Genomic DNA, 15,996 nt, shown 5'->3' on the forward strand with positions numbered 1-15,996 from the left:
AGGCACAGTCTCAGGCTGGTAGTTGGAAAAAGGGATCGGGATCAGGCGCTGCGGCTGGCGCCAAGACGCCATTGCGCGCCCGGGGTCGCCGCGCCAAGAATCCGTTCGAACGTCCACAGGTCCGAAAACTCGGTCACGGCGTCCACGCCCGATACGGGCTGTCCGTTCTGATCCAGCGTGACGCTGACCTGATCGGACACGATGCGCACCTCGATCCGGGCATAAGGCACGCTGACATCGGGCGACAGTTCCGCATCAATGATCGCCATGTCCGTGATGTCACGGATTTCGCTGCGCATGGTTTCATGGGCCTGCTGGCGCGATACGATCGCAGCCTCGAACGCGGTGAAGGTGCTTTCGGTCAGGTGCTGGCGCAGGGTTTCGATATCCCCCACGGCATAGGCCTGCACGATCTGGCGAAAGGCGTCCTCCACCTGGCGGATGAAACCGTCGGGGGTAAAGCCCTGCTGGCGCGCGGCGATCGCGGACAGCATCTGTCCCACGCGGGTGTCAGGGGTCGGGATGTCATAGGTCGTCGCGGGGGCCACGGGTTCGGGCTTCCCCTCGATCACAGGGGCCGGTGTCGACGTGGGCTGCATCGTACGCGCGGCGGGTTCGGCGCCGACACGCTTGCCCAGGATGCCCCGCAGGCGCAGCACCAGAAACACGGCGACCAGCCCCAGGAACACCAGGTCAAGGGGGAAATGCCCAAATAAAAAATCCATGCCGCCTGTCCATACCCGCGAGCGGGAGAACCCCGACCCGTTAAAAAATCCTTCGCCAAACATAGGCAACGCCCGCTGCCAAGACAATGCGACAGAGGCGTTTAATGCACATATCGCGGCAATTGCCTGGCGCGGCGATACAGTTGGCGAACGCGCGGAGGCATGCTACCGGCTGGGAACACCCTATTTCCTCACCCTTTCCGTTTTCAGGGAATACACAGCCACATGACCGACAAGCCCTCCACCCTTCCGCAGGACACCAACGAACAGCCGGAGGGACAGTCCGCCCCCCAGATTTCGATGAGCATCAACCTGCAATACGTCAAGGATCTGTCGTTCGAGGTCCCGGGTGGCCCCATGATCTTTCAGCAGTTGCAGGCTGAAAACCCCAGCATGAACATCGAAATCGACGTAACGACCGCGCAGCTCCACCCCGAACAGCCGGTTTACGAAGTGTCGATGACCACCAAGATCATGGCCAAGCTGCCGCCGGTAGCCACCGCCGACGCACCTGCGGCCGAGCGTCCGGTCTTCGTGGGCGAACTGGTATATTGCGCGGTGACAACGGTGACGGGCGCACCTGAAAACATCCTGGAACAGATCCTGATGATCGAGGTGCCGCGCCTGATATTCCCGTTCGTGCGCAACATCCTGTGCGATGTCACGCGCGAAAGCGGCTTCCCGCCGGTCGTGCTGCAACCGATCGACTTTGTGGAACTGTGGCAGCGCAAGCGCAACTCTTCCTTCGCACAGGCCGCCGGCCACGCCTGACACCGGCATGCCCGGTCGGGACTGAAGGAAATCAAGGGCCCGGTGGCAATGTCCATCGGGCCTTTTTTTGACAGAGGCAGCCGACAAGACAGCCAGATATCTGATTATCTTCAATTATTTACAAAGACTTATGGCACAGCCTGCCTGCAACGACAGGGGGCATCCATAAATTTTGGCTGTCCCAAACAGCCTTCCCAAACAGCCTCTCAGGGCATGTCGGAAAAAGGCCCCACGGGCAAAGGCCCGGCGCCAAGACGGGACAGCATGCCGATACTGTCGGGGGTGGGGGCAACCTCCACCGATCGCCACAGCGCCGCATCAAGCACCCGCGCGGTACGTTCGGAAATGACGATGGCGCGCACATGCGCAAGCGCCAGACGCTGCGCGGGCGTCAATGCCGCCATGAATGCCTGCGCCGTGCGGGGGGAGAAGAACAGCACGGCCGCGGCCTGCCCCGCCATCAGCATCTCATGTCCCGGCCTGTCAAGCTGCCTGCGCCGTGTCACGCGATAGACCGTACGCCGCCGTACCCGAAAGCCCACGTCACGCAGGTCACGCGCAAGGTCCATGGCATATCCCTGCCCCACCGCAAGCAGGAGCGCCCCCGCCAATGGCATGATCTGGGCCGACAGCATCCGGCCCAGCCCCTGCGCCGTACCTTCGGGCGCAATCCGCACATGGGCAAAACCGGCGGCACGCGCGCGACGGGCCGTCGCGGCACCGACGGCATAACAGGGAATGCCCACAAGGTCGGGCCGCGCGATGGCGGCCACCGCCTGGCTGCTGGTTACGACCACCGCCTGTGGCGGCGACGCGCCATATGACGCCAGCGGACAGGTAACGATATCCAGCATCGGGGCGGCGACCGGTCGCCAGCCCCGCGCGGCAAGTGTAGCAATGGTTTCCGCAAGGCCCGGGGGCGGCCGTGTCACCAGCACGCCCGCCCGCCCGCCCTGTGAGATACTGCCGTTATTCGACAAAGATATCCGACGGGCTGTCGGCCCGCAGGCTGCGTCCCAGCGCATGGCCAAGGCGCGCGGCGTCGGACGGCGCGCCGCTGATGGAACGCTTGAGCAGGAAAGATCCATCTTCCCGCGCGACCAGTCCGGTCAGGTGCAGTTCGGGCGCGCCACCGGCCACCACCGGGATCAGGCGGGCATACCCACCAATGGGGGTGCGACACGACCCGTCAAGTTCAGCCAGCAGGGCACGTTCGGCGGTGGCGACGGCGCGGGCCTCGTAATCCTCGATCGCGGCGAGGAGTTCTCGCAGTTCGACATCACTTTCGCGCACCGTGACGCCCACGATCCCCTGCCCCGCGGCAGGCACCATGACCGTGGGGTCAAGGATGACGTCCGCACGATCCTCCATCCCCAGCCGGCGCAATCCCGCCAGCGCCAGCAACGTCGCCTCGCACTGCCGGGCCGCCAGCTTGTCAAGGCGCGTCTGCACATTGCCACGCAGCAGGCCAAAGCGCAGGTCGGGGCGGACATGCAGCATCTGCGCCTGCCGCCGCACGGACGCACATCCCACCAGCGCACCCGGCGCCAGGGCGGAATACGGGTCCATCGGGTCCGGCGTGGGACAATCAGGACCAAGGATCAGGACATCGCGCGCATCCTCGCGCCGCAGGGTGCAGGCCAGGACCAGCCCCGGCGGCAACGCCGTCTCCAGATCCTTGAGGCTGTGGACCGCGAAATCAATCCGCCCGTCCAGCAACGCTTCGTGGATTTCCTTGGCAAACAGGCCCTTGCCACCGATTTCCGCCAGCTTGCGGTTCAGCACCTGGTCACCCGTGGTGCTGATCTGGTGTTCCTGGAACGCGCCCATGTCACGCAGGACCGGACAGAAACGCGTCAGCACCGTCAGGAAGGCGCGCGTCTGCACAAGCGCGAGCGGGGACGCACGCGTTCCCACCTTCAGCGGCAGTTGCCGCCGGTGCGGTTCGGCGCGGGGAGTGTCCTTTCGCTGTCGTGCAGCGGCCTCGGCCGCGACTTTCTGCAACGCGGACGATGGAACAGGGGCGGAAGACTTTGCGAAATCCATATCGCGTGTCTATTACCCCCTCACGATAAAGGAAAGATGACATTCGCCCCAAACGGACTGTATTTTGCACGATGAGCCTGCGCCCCGTACCCGCACCCGACCTGCCATCACCCGTGCTGGCGATTGAATCTTCCTGTGATGACACGGCCTGCGCCATCGTATCGGCCGACGGCCGCGTCATGGCAGAGGCGACATTAACGCAATCCGGACATGTGCCATTCGGCGGGGTCGTGCCCGAAATCGCGGCGCGCGCGCACCTGGGCGCGCTGCCTGCGCTGGTGCGCGGGGTGCTGCACGATGCGGGGATGCAGCCGGGCGATGTCGGCGCGGTCGCCGCAAGCTGTGGCCCCGGCCTGATCGGGGGGCTGATCGTGGGCGCCAACTTCGCCAAGGGCCTCGCCCTCGCGCTGGGGCGGCCATTCATCGCCGTCAACCATATCGAGGCCCATGCCCTTACGGCCCGCCTGCCGGGGATCACGCCCGGTGGCGCGCCGTTCCCCTTCCTCCTGCTGCTGGTATCCGGCGGGCATTGCCAGTGCATCGCGGTGGAGGGTGTCGGCCATTACCGCAGGCTTGGCGGCACGATCGACGATGCGGCGGGCGAGGCGTTTGACAAGGTGGCGAAGATGCTCGGCCTTGGCTGGCCCGGTGGCCCGGCGGTCGAGGCCCTGGCGCAACAGGGTGATCCCTCCGCCTTTGCCCTGCCGCGCCCGTTAATGGGACGGGCCGGATGCGATTTTTCATTTTCCGGCCTGAAGACAGCAGTGGCGCAGAAACTTGCCCCCTATGACCGCGCGGCATTACCGCATGAGGTGGCAGCGGGCCTCGCGGCGAGTTTCCAGCACGCGGTCAGCGATATCGTGGCCGACCGAATCGGGCATGCGCTGGACATGATGCCTGACGCGCGCGGGCTGGTGGCGGCGGGCGGGGTGGCGGCCAACACCGTCCTGCGCGCGCGCCTGACCACCATCGCGCAGGCACGGGGCCTGCCGTTCACCGCCCCGCCGCTGCGGTTATGCACGGATAACGCGGTCATGGTGGCATGGGCCGCGATCGAGACCATGCGCACGGCCACAGCAGGCGGCCTGCCCATTCCCGATGACATCGCCCTGCGCCCGCGCCCGCGCTGGCCCCTGTCGGACATGGCGGCGCGTTTCGCACCTGCGGCGGCGGTCTGATTGCGCGACACGCCGCCCCGGTGCCCACGTGCCCCAGTGCCCCAGTGCCTCAGTGCCTCAGTGCCCCGATCATCGCGGGCATCATGGCGCCCCATAAGATGACGGGCGCCATAACCCGCATCGCCTGATCCCCCACATCGCCCGACCTTGTCTTGCGTGCATGCTGTCGCGTGCCTGCCTGTCCCCCTGTATCCTTCCCCTTGCACCGGCCGCCCGTTCAGGCGCATGCCAGATGGCAGGCACCAGTGACAGGCAGGAGAGAAGCGGATGGACATGAACAGCGCGCATATCGCCGTCATCGGCGCGGGGGCATGGGGCATCGCCCTTGCGATACAGGCGGCACGGGCCGGTGCGCATGTGCATCTGTGGGCGCGCCAGCCCGAAACATTGTCGCCACGACGCACCCTGCCGCGCCTGCCTGACGCCGTGCTGCCCGAACGCATCACCCTGTCGGCGGACATGCCGACACATGCCGATGCGATCCTCCTTGCCGTGCCGACGCAACATCTGCGCGCGGTCTGCACGCGCGTGCCCCCGATCGCGCCGATGATCGCATGTTGCAAGGGCGTCGAGCTTTCGACCGACATGCTGCCATGCGCAATCATGGCCCAGATCCACCCCACGGTCGCACATGGCGTACTGTCCGGCCCGAATTTTGCCCATGAAATCGCCCATGGCCTGCCCGCTGCCGCCGTCCTGGCCTGCGCCAGTGCAACACAGGCCCGCACGCTTGCCGACCTGCTGACGACCCCATCCTTCCGCCTGTATGCCAGCAACGATCCCACCGGGGTGCAGGTTGGTGGCGCCGCCAAGAACGTCATCGCCATTGCGGCGGGCGCGACGATCGGCGCGGGCCTTGGCGAAAATGCACGCGCCGCCCTGATTACCCGCAGCCTCGCCGAACTTGGCCGCCTGTCGCATGCGCTGGGTGGACAGGCGGAAACCCTGTCGGGGCTGGCGGGAATCGGCGACCTTCTCCTGACCTGCACGGGGGCGGCATCACGCAATTACACGCTTGGGCTGGCACTGGGGCGGGGGGAAACGCTGGAACAGGCCCTGGCACAGGGGGGTGGAGTCGTGGAAGGCGTGACCACGGCGCCCGCACTGCTTGACCTTGCGCGGGGGCGGGGCGTGTCCGTCCCGGTCATCGAAACCGTGGCCCTTGTCCTATCAGGGGCGATCGACCTGCATGCCGCGCGCACCCGGCTGATGAACCGCCCGGTGGGGCAGGAGTTCGGCATCCCCACATGACGCCCCGGCAGGCTGCCGCGTGCGATCTGCCGCGCGCGATGCGTGACAATATCAGTGGCAATGTTACCGGGGTTTTACACAAAACCCCCGCCCTTGACGCGGTGGGGGTCTTGACTGCACCGGGCGAATATTCGCCTATCCCCCAAGACCGCTGGCGACACCGCCACCCTATCCCAAGCCCGAGCAATTCCCATGACCTGTGCGTATGACTTCACGTTACCCGCCCTGAGCGGAGAGCCGATCGACCTTTCCTCCCTGCGCGGCAAGCCGATCCTGATTGTCAACACGGCATCCAAATGCGGCTTTACCCCCCAGTACGAGGGATTGCAGGGATTGTGGACGACATGGCGCAGCCATGACCTGACGGTGCTGGGTGTGCCGTCCAATGATTTCGGCGCACAGGAACCCGGCAACGCGCAGGAAATCGGCGCATTTTGCGAACGCAATTATCACGTTACCTTTCCGCTTGCGGCGAAATGCCATGTACGCGGCCCACAGGCGACCCCGCTGTTCCGCTGGCTGGCGCAGCAGGGCGGGTTCCTGGCGCGGCCACGGTGGAATTTCTATAAATACCTGATTGGCCGCGATGGCACGCTGGTCAACTGGTTCATGTCCATTACCCCCCCCGAATCCCGTCGTGTACGCATGGCGGTCGAACGCGCGGTCATGGACCACTGATGCCACCATCGCACGCGACCATCGCAATGCGGCCACCGACGGGGGACGCGTGCTCAGGGGGTTTCTGACGGTTGGCGGCTGGACCATGCTCAGCCGCGTGCTCGGCCTTGTGCGTGACCAGCTTCTTGCGGCGCTGATGGGGGTCGGGCCGGTTCAGGATGCCTATCAGATCGCCTTCCGCCTGCCCAACATGTTCCGCCGCCTGTTTGGCGAAGGCGCGCTGAACGCTGCTTTCGTGCCCCTCTTCTCCTCCCTTCTGGCACAGGAAGGGACAGGACCCGCGCGCCGCTTCGCCAATGAAACGTTGAGCGTGCTTATCGCGTGGCTGACGCTGCTGACGGTTGTGGGCGAGATTTTCATGCCCGGCGTGCTGCGGCTGCTTGCACCGGGCTTTGCCCATGACGGGGTGCGTGACACACTGGCCATATCGTTAAGCCGCATCACATTTCCCTACCTCGTGCTGATCTGCGGGGCGGCGCTGGTGTCGGGCGTGCTGAACGGCATGCACCATTTCGGTGTGGCGGCGGCGGCATATGTCAGCTTCAACGTCGTGGGAATCGCCGCCATAGTGCTGCTGCCACCTTATGTCGGGGGAGTTGCGAACGCCGCTGCATGGGGGGTGACGGCGTCAGGTGTGATCCAGTTCGCGATCCTGCTGTTCGCACTTCACCGCGCGGGCATGACGCTGCACCCGGTCGTGCCGTGCGTCACACCGCGCATCCGACAGCTTCTGGGACGCATGGCCGTGGGCCTGGTGGGCAGTGGCATCACACAGATCAACCTGATGATCGACACCATCATCGCCACATTGCTGCCTGCGGGCAGCGTGTCGCTGATGTATTTCGCCGACCGCGTGAACCAGCTTCCCCTTGGTGTGCTTGGGGCGGCGGCAGGCACGACACTGCTGCCGGTTCTGACGCGCCACCTTGCCCGTGGCGAAATACAGGACGCGCACGCCATCCATAACCGCGCGATCGAATATGCGCTTGTCCTGACGCTGCCTGCGACGCTGGGGCTGATCCTGGTTGCGGAACCTGTGATGATGACGCTGTTCGGTCATGGGTCATTTTCCGCCCATGACGCCATGATGTCGGCACAGTCGCTGCGCGCCTATGCGCTGGGGCTGCCTGCCTTCGTGATGGTCAAGGTGCTTTCTCCCGGATTTTTCGCCCGTGGCGACACCCGCACCCCGGTTATCATCGGGATGGGCACGCTTGCGCTCAACCTCGTGCTGAACCTGGCCTTCATGCATCCGCTGGCCCATGTCGGCCCACCCCTTGCCAGCAGCATTGCCGCCATCGTCAACGTGGTCGTACTGGGGGGTGTCCTGCTGCGTAACAGGGCGATGCTGCTGACGGAAAGCCTGGTGTCACGCCTGTCGCGCATGACCGCATGCACCGCCCTGATGGGGGTGGTGGTGATGTTCCTGTGCCAGTGTACGCCCGCGGGACACATGATGGACATGACCCGCACCGGGCGAACCCTGATGCTGGGCGCGGTGATGATGGTGGCGGGCGCGACCTATGGCATCGGGCTGCACCTGACGGGCATCATGGATGGCGGGCGCATCACATCGGCCGTCCTGCGCAGGATGGGCCTGCGTGCCAGAGCGCGCGCGGACTGACGCCGCGCCGCCTTTCACACCCCTCTTTCACATCTGTCGGGATTCGGGGTCTGGAAAATCGGGGATGTCCTCTTTACACATCCATGACATGACCATCCCCACCCCCGAAGGCGCCACCCCCGCCATGGCGCAATGGTTCGCCCTGAAGGCGGAGCATCCCGAAGCCCTGCTCTTCTTCAGGATGGGCGATTTTTATGAACTGTTCTTCGCCGATGCCGAGGCGGCGGCGGCGGCGCTCGACATCTCCCTGACGGCGCGCGGCACGCATGCGGGCATGCCCATCGCGATGTGCGGCGTGCCGGTACATGCCGCCCCCGCCTATCTTGCGCGGTTGATCCGCCGGGGATTTCGCGTGTCGGTCGCCGAACAGACAGAGGCCCCACGCAAGGGACGCGCCGCGGCAAAAGGCCCCCTGCGTCGCGAGGTCGTGCGACTGGTGACACCGGGCACCCTGACGGAAGATGAACTGCTGGAGGCGGGACGGCAGAATCTGCTGGCCTGTATCGTGGCGGAACGCGGCACCGGGCGACTGGGGGTCGCATGGATCGACATTTCCACCGGCCTGTTTGAAACGGCGAACCTGCCAGCGGACGGGTTGCAGGACCTGCTTGGCCGCCTTGACCCGGCGGAAATCCTGTGCGCCGACGACATCGCGCTTGGCGATTTCGCCGCCCGCCGCGCGCCCCCTGTCATCCCCATGAATGCCGCCGCCGCCCGCCGCCGCATGGCCGAGACCTTTGGCGCGGCAAGCCTTGACGCATTCGGCACATTTTCCGATGGCGAAGCGATGGCCGGCGCGACCGCCATCGACTACATCCGCCGCAGCCAGGCAGGGCAACTGCCGCGCCTGTCGCGCCCGCACCCCCATGACAGCAGCGAAGTCCTCGGCCTTGATCCCGCGACACGCGCCAGCCTTGACCTTCTGCGCACCCGCGATGGGGACAACACGCACACCCTGTTCGCCGCGGTCGATCGCACGGTCACGGCGGCGGGAAGCCGGCTGCTGGGGGAATGGATCGCGGCCCCGCTGACGGATGCGCGGCGTATCACGACCCGGCAGGACGCATGGGCATGGCTGCTGGACAAGCCACAGGTGCGCCAGTCCCTGCGCGATGCGCTGCGCCCCGCGCCGGACGTGGCGCGGGCGCTGGGCCGCCTGTCGCTGGGCCGGGGACAGCCGCGCGATGCCGCCGCCATCCGCGCCGCCCTGTCCACGGCGCGCCACGTCGCGCGCATCGTGCGCGAAAGCCCGCAGGCCCCATCGCTTGTCACACGCGCCACGGCACATCTTGACAAGGCGACGGAGCTTGAGGCCCTGCTGGCGCGCGCCCTGTCCGATACCCTGCCCGCACGGCTGGAGGATGGGGGCGTCATCGCCACGGGATATGATGGCGAACTTGATGGCGAACGTGAACTGCGCGATGGCAGCCGCCGGATCATTGCCGCACTTCAGCAGGAATATGCCGACGCCTTTGGCATCTCCAACCTCAAGATCCGTCACCATGCGCAGCTTGGCTATGTGATCGAGGTTCCCTCCGCCGCCTCTGCACGGCTGAAGGACCGCGAGGACCTGATCCTGAGGCAGGGCACGGCAAGCGCCGCGCGGTTTTCAACCGACCGCCTCGTCAGCCTTGACCAACGCATCATCGAGGCCGCGGAACGCGCGGCGGCACGCGAACGCACGCTGTTTGCCGAACTGGTACGCACCATCCTCGACGAACCTGCCCTTCCTGACATCGCCTCCGCCCTTGCGGTGCTGGACATCATACAGTCGTGCGCCGAACTGGCCGGTGGGGGGACATGGTGCCGCGCCGCCATCAGCGATGACACCACGTTCGACCTGACCGACTGCCGCCACCCGGTTGTGGAGGCGGCATTGCCGCGTGATGCCCGCTTCACCCCCAATTCGTGCGACCTGTCGCCCGACCGGCGCGTCATGCTGCTGACGGGCCCGAACATGGCGGGCAAGTCCACCTTCCTGCGGCAGACGGCACTGGCGGTGATCGTGGCGCAGGCGGGACTGCCGGTCTGTGCAAAGGCCGCGCGCATCGGCATCGTGGACCGCCTGTTTTCCCGCGTGGGGGCGGCGGACGACCTTGCGCGCGGGCGGTCCACCTTCATGGTGGAAATGACGGAAACGGCGGCCATCCTCAACCAGGCGGGACCACGATCCATGGTGGTGGTGGACGAAATCGGGCGCGGGACGGCAACGCTTGACGGTCTGGCGATCGCGTGGGCCGTGCTCGAAGCCATGCATTCGACGCTGCGGTGCCGGGCCATATTCGCAACCCACTTCCACGAACTGTCCGAACTTGCCGAAAGCCTGCCGCGCCTGTCGCCACACACCATGAGCGTGCGTGAATGGAAGGGCGAGGTGATTTTCCAGCACGAGGTCGTCCCCGGCACCGCCCGGCGCAGTTGGGGCGTGCATGTCGCGCGCCTTGCCGGGGTGCCCGAACCCGTGGTGCGCCGCGCCGGACGGCTGCTGGCGGGGCTGGAGAAGGAACGCCATGCCGCCGCCCCGGCCCTGCCCCTGTTCGAACGGATCGACACGCCGCCCCCGGTTGCGGAGGCCACACCCGCACTGCCGGAAAAAGTGATCGAGATGGTCATCGGCCTCGATCCCGACGAACTGACCCCGCGCGCGGCGCTCGACGCCCTTTACCGGTTAAAAAAACTCCTACATTCCAGTAAGGAACATCTGGACCCGTAACTGCAAAGACCGGCACACTTGTCCGGCCCATTCGCCCCAAAGGACGCCGACCAGACCGCGATGCCGAGCCCTGCCCACGCCGCCTCCACTGTCGAGGACATGACCATTGCCCTGCGCGACGCGCTGGGACTGAACGCACCCTATGCCCCGGAACTCCCGCGGGAGGAGGCGATCAGCCTGTTCCGCAGGCACCTTGCGCGCTTTCAGTCCCATGTGCGCGAGGAATTCGAGGCGCATCGCCTGGGCGGCGCGGACGCGGGCAAGCTGCTGGCCAGCTATACCGATGGCATGATCCGCACGTTGTGCGAATTCGCGACCCACAGCATCCGTGCCGAGTCGCAGGTGGCGGGCGACGTCAGCTTCGCCATTACCGCAACGGGCGGTTACGGGCGTGGGCTGCTGGCGCCGTTCAGTGATATCGACCTGCTGTTCCTGACCCCGGACGAACCGTCGGACGAGGTGCGCGGCGTTGTCGAATACATCCTGTATTTCCTGTGGGATCTTGGGCTGAAGGTCGGGCATGCGACGCGCACGATTGATGAGTGCATCACGGAGGCCGAGGCCGATACCACCGTGCGCACCACCTTACTCGACGCACGGCTTCTGGCGGGGGACGCCACCCTGTTCGCAATGTTCGAGGCACGCTACATCGTCGCCTGCGTCACGGCGGGGGCCGCATGTTTCATCACCGACAAGCGGCGTGAACGGGCCGCCCGCCACCACCGTTTCGGCGACAGCCCCTATCTTGTCGAACCCAATGTCAAGGAAGGGCGCGGCGGCCTGCGTGACCTGCAGACGCTGTACTGGATGTGCCGCTATACTTTCGGCACGCGCCATGTCTCCGACCTGCTGGCCCCCGGTTTCAGCGCACTCGGCCTGCTGACGGAACAAGAGGCCAAGCGCGCCCGCCGGTCATGGGATTTCCTGTGGCGCGTGCGCTTTCACCTGCACTATGTCTCCGGCCGGGCGGAAGAACGCCTGACCTTTGACGTGCAACCGGTGGTCGGCGGGCGCATGGGTTATACCCGTCATGGCCGACAGGTGGGGGTGGAGCGTTTCATGCGCCACTACTTCCTGACGGTGCGCGAGGTCATGCGCCTGACGCTTGTGCTTGAACCTGCCGTCCTGCGCCAGGCGCTTGGCCCCATCGCCAATGCACCACAGGCCGATACGCAGATGCGTGATGCCGGGTTTACCGTGATGGACGGACGCATCCTGCCTGAACGCGGCACATCGTTCGAACATGAACCAATCCAGATGATGCGCCTGCTGGCATGGGCGAAAAAGCGCAAGCTGCCGATCCATCCCCTGGCGATGCAGCAGATGATCCGCTGGGAACGCCATGCCGCCACCCTGCGTGGCAATGCGGAGGCGTCTTCCATCTTCCTCGACCTGATGTGCGGCACCCCGCCAGAGCGCGCCCGCCATGGCGCCGCCGGCACCCCGCCTGCGGCCGTACAGGGCGATGACGCCCCCAGTTTTCACCAGATGGACGAGGGACGGCGCAAAGGGAATGCCTACTGGCTGCATATCCTCAACGAAACCGGCCTGATGGGGCGGCTGCTGCCCGACTGGTCGCGGGTCGTGGGGCAGATGCAGTTCGACACCTATCATGTCTTTACCGTGGATGAGCACATCATCGACGCGCTGCGTATTCTGGAGCGCGTGGAACACGGGTCGATGGCGGACGAAATCCCGCTGGCCTATGAACTGGCGCGCAACCTGCATTCGCGCCGGGCGCTGTATGTCGCGGTCCTGCTGCATGACATCGCAAAGGGACGGGGCGGGGACCATTCGGAAATCGGATCGGAAATCGCGCTGCATGTCTGCCCCGAACTGGGCATGGACAGCGAAGAGACGGAGACCGTGTCGTGGCTGGTGCTGCATCACCTGTTGCTCAGCCATACGGCGTTCCAGCGCGACATTGACGATCCCAAGACGATCCTCGACCTTGCCGACATCATCCAGTCGCCCGAACGCCTGCGCCTTTTGCTGCTGCTGACGATCGTGGACATGCGCGCGGTCGGGCCGCGTGTATGGAACGCGTGGAAGGCGACGCTGCTGAATGAACTTTACATGCGCGTGGCCGAAGTCCTTGAAGGGAGCATGGCCACGACGGAACGCGATGTCCGCGTCGCCCGCGCCAAGGCCGCAACGGCGCAGTGGCTGGCCGAAGATGGCCTGCCCGAAGGGGAGATCGCCCATTTCATGGGGCTGGGTTACGGCAGTTACTGGCTGTCATTCGACCGTGACACCCATCGCCGCCATATCCGCCTGATTACCGAATCCGAGGCCAGGCATTCCCCGCTGACGGTTGAATCCCAACCGATTCCGGCGCGTGGCGTGACCGAGGTGACGATTTATGCCGCCGACCATCCGGGCCTGTTTTCACGCATCGCCGGGGCTGTCGCCATTGCGGGCGCATCCATTGTCGATGCGCGCATCCATACGATGACCAACGGCATGGCGCTCGATACATTATGGGTTCAGGATGCCGATGGCGCGGCCTTTGAGGAACCGCAGCAGTTGGCCCGCCTGTCGATGCTGGTGGAGCAGGCCCTGTCAGGACAGCTCAATATCAGCAAGGAAATCGCAAGCTGCGGGCGGCGCGGCAGCGGGCGGCGCATGCGCGCCATCCATGTGCCGCCGCGCGTCGTGATCGACAACCGCGCGTCCAATGCCTGCACGGTGGTCGAAATCAACGGGCGCGACCGGCCCGGCCTGCTTCATGACATTACGGCAACCATCAGCGACCAGAAGCTGCAGATCGCCTCGGCCCATATCACGACCTATGGCGTGCGGGCGGTTGACGTGTTTTATGTCAAGGACCTGTTCGGCCTGAAGATCACGGACAAGGCGCGTCTGGAGACCATTCGCCAGACCCTGTTGGCCGGACTGCAAAAGGCAGAGGCCAACGCCACCCGCCTGACCTCCGCCCTGGATACCGTCACGATCTGACGGAAGGTCAGAGAACCTCACGATCAGTCCAGACAGCCCCTGACATCCCGCCGCGCCGCGCGCCAGTCATGCAGCGCATCGCGCACCTGTTCGATGACCCCGTCCCACGCATGGGGCGGCGGTAGCGCGTGTGCGGGACGAAACTGCCGAAGGTGCGGATACCAGCAGCTTCCGTGCGGCCGTGACGATGCATCACCATCCCCCCCACCAAGGGCGGCGGACCAGCGCCAGTCCCCCCCATGACGGTTAAGCAGCCAGACCGGGCGCCCCATCGCCCCGGCAAGGTGCGCCACCATCGTATCCACGCAGATCACCAGATCCAGCGTGGCGATCACCCACGCCGTATCCATCACATCGCCCAGTGACGGCACCTCCATCGGGAATGGCAGGTCGGCACCCCCTGCCCCCTGCTGAAGGCTGACGAACGTCACGTCCCGCACCCCCGCCAGCATCGCCATCCGCTGCGCCCCGACGGAACGGAGCCGGTCGAAACGGTACTGCGCATTCCCTGCCCAGCACAGGCCAACCCGTATCCCCCCCATCGCGCGGGGCATGGCCACCGGGCCGACATATGCCCCCATCGGACGCGGAAGCGCATCCAGCCCCAACAGGTAAGGCAGGCTGAACAGGTCGCATCGCGCCACGACACCGCGTGGATATTCATCATTTGGCGCGATAATTTCCATGCGCCGCGCAACAGAAGCCCCTGTCCTGTCACGCAGGCTGGCCGCCAGCCGATGCAGCGCGGGGGGCAGCACCAGCACCACACGCCGCCGCCGCGCCAGCATGGGGACATAACGCAGGAACTGGATCGTATCGCCCATTCCCTGCATGGCATGGACAACGATCCTGTCCCCTGTTGTCCCCGCGCCATCAGCCAGCATCGCGCGCGTGCAGCGGGGCAGGACGGGATAATGCGTCGTATCGGCGGGCAGGAGCGCATGCCGCGCCTCCCACAATGCCCAGCCTTCGGCCATCCGCCCCTGCCCCAGCATGAGTGTGCCAAGGTTGAAGCGCGCCTGTGCCCGGGTCTGCGCATCGGCGTGCTTATCTGCCATCACCGCACGGCACAGGGCGGCGGCGGGGGCGTCTTCCCCCTGCTCCGCCAGGACGGTGGCAAGGTTGGCGGCAATCCGGCCGTCGTCACGACGCAGGTCATGCGCCTGTTCCAGCGCGCGACGCGCCCGCGCAACGTCGCCTAGCGCCATGAAGGTCAGGCCCAGATTGTTCCATACATCCGCATGGGGCAGGACCTGCACACATTGCCGCAGCCATGGCAGGGCGGCCGCGAACTCGCGCTGCGCGAACAGGACCGCGCCAAGGTTGCCCGCCGCCATCGCGTCATCGGGCAGATGTTGCAACCATGCCTCCAGACTGGCCCGTGCTTCTGGCAGGTGGCCGCAGCCCAGCAGCATTTCCACCAGTTCGTGAAAAAGCTGCCTGTCCCCCTCCGGGGCAAGGCAAAAGGCCTTGCGCATCCAGGACAGCGCATCGGCACGACGGTTCCGGCGCCACAAGAAGCGCGCCATGTCCGCCCGGGGCCGCCATGCGTCAACGCCACCACAGGCGATGGCCTGCGCATATGCCGTCTCCGCCGTGGTGAAATCGTGCGATTCCTCGGCAATGCGGGCCTGCGCCGCGCGCGCCACGGGATCGCGCGGGGATTTCAGGATGGCGACATTTACCGCCGCGCGGGCCTGCACCACATGCCCACGCGCCATCAATGCCTGCGCCAGTGTCACATAATAATGGGACGCCCCCTCGATCTCGATCGCGCGCCCGGCCAACCCGATGGCAAGGTCGTCACGCCCGCAGGCACGCACGACACAGGCCATCCCGTGCAACGCACCGGCATGGCTGCCATCGCGGCGCAGGATCTGGCGGAAATGCCCGCCTGCCGCCGCCGCCTGCCCCTGCGCCAGCAGGCGCAGCCCCTGTTCGATTACGTCGCCTGCCTTTTCCGGCATGGGTGGCACCGTCCCTGCTTGCGTGTTGCGCCCAAGGCCGCCACGCTAGGGCGCAATTGATAACGACTCCTTTACGCCGGGAATT

Annotated in this window: 11 protein-coding genes; 7 read left to right on the forward strand and 4 right to left on the reverse strand. The window is 65.9% G+C overall.

Annotation, left to right across the window (positions count from 1 at the left end; genetic code table 11):
- Positions 1–41: 41 nt before the first annotated feature.
- A complete protein-coding gene (locus FYB92_RS12850; protein WP_332828781.1) occupies positions 42–725 on the reverse strand; it encodes a Tim44/TimA family putative adaptor protein in 684 nt (227 codons plus the stop codon).
- Positions 726–950: 225 nt separating this feature from the next.
- Between FYB92_RS12850 and secB the strand changes: the two genes are divergently transcribed.
- On the forward strand, positions 951–1,496 hold the full coding sequence (secB, locus tag FYB92_RS12855) for a protein-export chaperone SecB (protein WP_003618177.1): 546 nt from the start codon (positions 951–953) through the stop codon (positions 1,494–1,496).
- Positions 1,497–1,702: 206 nt separating this feature from the next.
- On the opposite strand, the gene FYB92_RS12860 is transcribed toward secB, so the two are convergent.
- Both FYB92_RS12860 and hemC read right to left on the reverse strand, forming a co-directional pair.
- A complete protein-coding gene (locus tag FYB92_RS12860) occupies positions 1,703–2,428 on the reverse strand; it encodes a uroporphyrinogen-III synthase (RefSeq protein WP_332828782.1) in 726 nt (241 codons plus the stop codon).
- A 37-nt stretch (positions 2,429–2,465) separates the two neighbouring features.
- On the reverse strand, positions 2,466–3,542 hold the full coding sequence (gene hemC / locus FYB92_RS12865; RefSeq protein ID WP_332828783.1) for a hydroxymethylbilane synthase: 1,077 nt from the start codon (positions 3,540–3,542) through the stop codon (positions 2,466–2,468).
- 71 nt (positions 3,543–3,613) lie between these two features.
- On the opposite strand from hemC, the gene tsaD reads away from it, so the two are divergent.
- From tsaD to FYB92_RS12895, 6 genes are all read left to right on the forward strand, one after another.
- Positions 3,614–4,720 carry a tRNA (adenosine(37)-N6)-threonylcarbamoyltransferase complex transferase subunit TsaD gene (gene tsaD / locus FYB92_RS12870; protein WP_003618171.1) on the forward strand — a complete coding sequence of 369 codons (1,107 nt, stop codon included), beginning with the start codon at positions 3,614–3,616 and terminating at the stop codon, positions 4,718–4,720.
- A 267-nt stretch (positions 4,721–4,987) separates the two neighbouring features.
- Positions 4,988–5,971 carry an NAD(P)H-dependent glycerol-3-phosphate dehydrogenase gene (locus FYB92_RS12875; RefSeq protein WP_175575080.1) on the forward strand — a complete coding sequence of 328 codons (984 nt, stop codon included), beginning with the start codon at positions 4,988–4,990 and terminating at the stop codon, positions 5,969–5,971.
- 192 nt (positions 5,972–6,163) lie between these two features.
- Positions 6,164–6,649 (forward strand): glutathione peroxidase, encoded by a 486-nt coding sequence (locus FYB92_RS12880; protein ID WP_003618167.1) that lies wholly within the window; start codon positions 6,164–6,166, stop codon positions 6,647–6,649.
- 49 nt (positions 6,650–6,698) lie between these two features.
- Positions 6,699–8,273, forward strand: a complete 1,575-nt coding sequence (gene murJ / locus FYB92_RS12885) for a murein biosynthesis integral membrane protein MurJ (protein ID WP_247066587.1) — start codon at positions 6,699–6,701, stop codon at positions 8,271–8,273.
- An 88-nt stretch (positions 8,274–8,361) separates the two neighbouring features.
- A complete protein-coding gene (gene mutS / locus FYB92_RS12890) occupies positions 8,362–10,986 on the forward strand; it encodes a DNA mismatch repair protein MutS (RefSeq protein ID WP_040510490.1) in 2,625 nt (874 codons plus the stop codon).
- Between the two features lie 99 nt (positions 10,987–11,085).
- Complete coding sequence (locus FYB92_RS12895) at positions 11,086–13,944, forward strand: [protein-PII] uridylyltransferase (RefSeq protein ID WP_408902206.1); 2,859 nt, start codon at positions 11,086–11,088, stop codon at positions 13,942–13,944.
- 23 nt (positions 13,945–13,967) lie between these two features.
- Here FYB92_RS12895 and FYB92_RS12900 read toward each other — a convergent pair whose 3' ends face one another.
- Positions 13,968–15,911, reverse strand: coding sequence for a tetratricopeptide repeat protein (locus FYB92_RS12900; RefSeq protein ID WP_075624017.1), 1,944 nt, complete (start codon positions 15,909–15,911; stop codon positions 13,968–13,970).
- Positions 15,912–15,996: the final 85 nt, after the last annotated feature.

The sequence above is a fragment of the Novacetimonas sp. GS1 genome, assembly GCF_036686925.1.
Lineage (GTDB): Bacteria > Pseudomonadota > Alphaproteobacteria > Acetobacterales > Acetobacteraceae > Novacetimonas > Novacetimonas hansenii.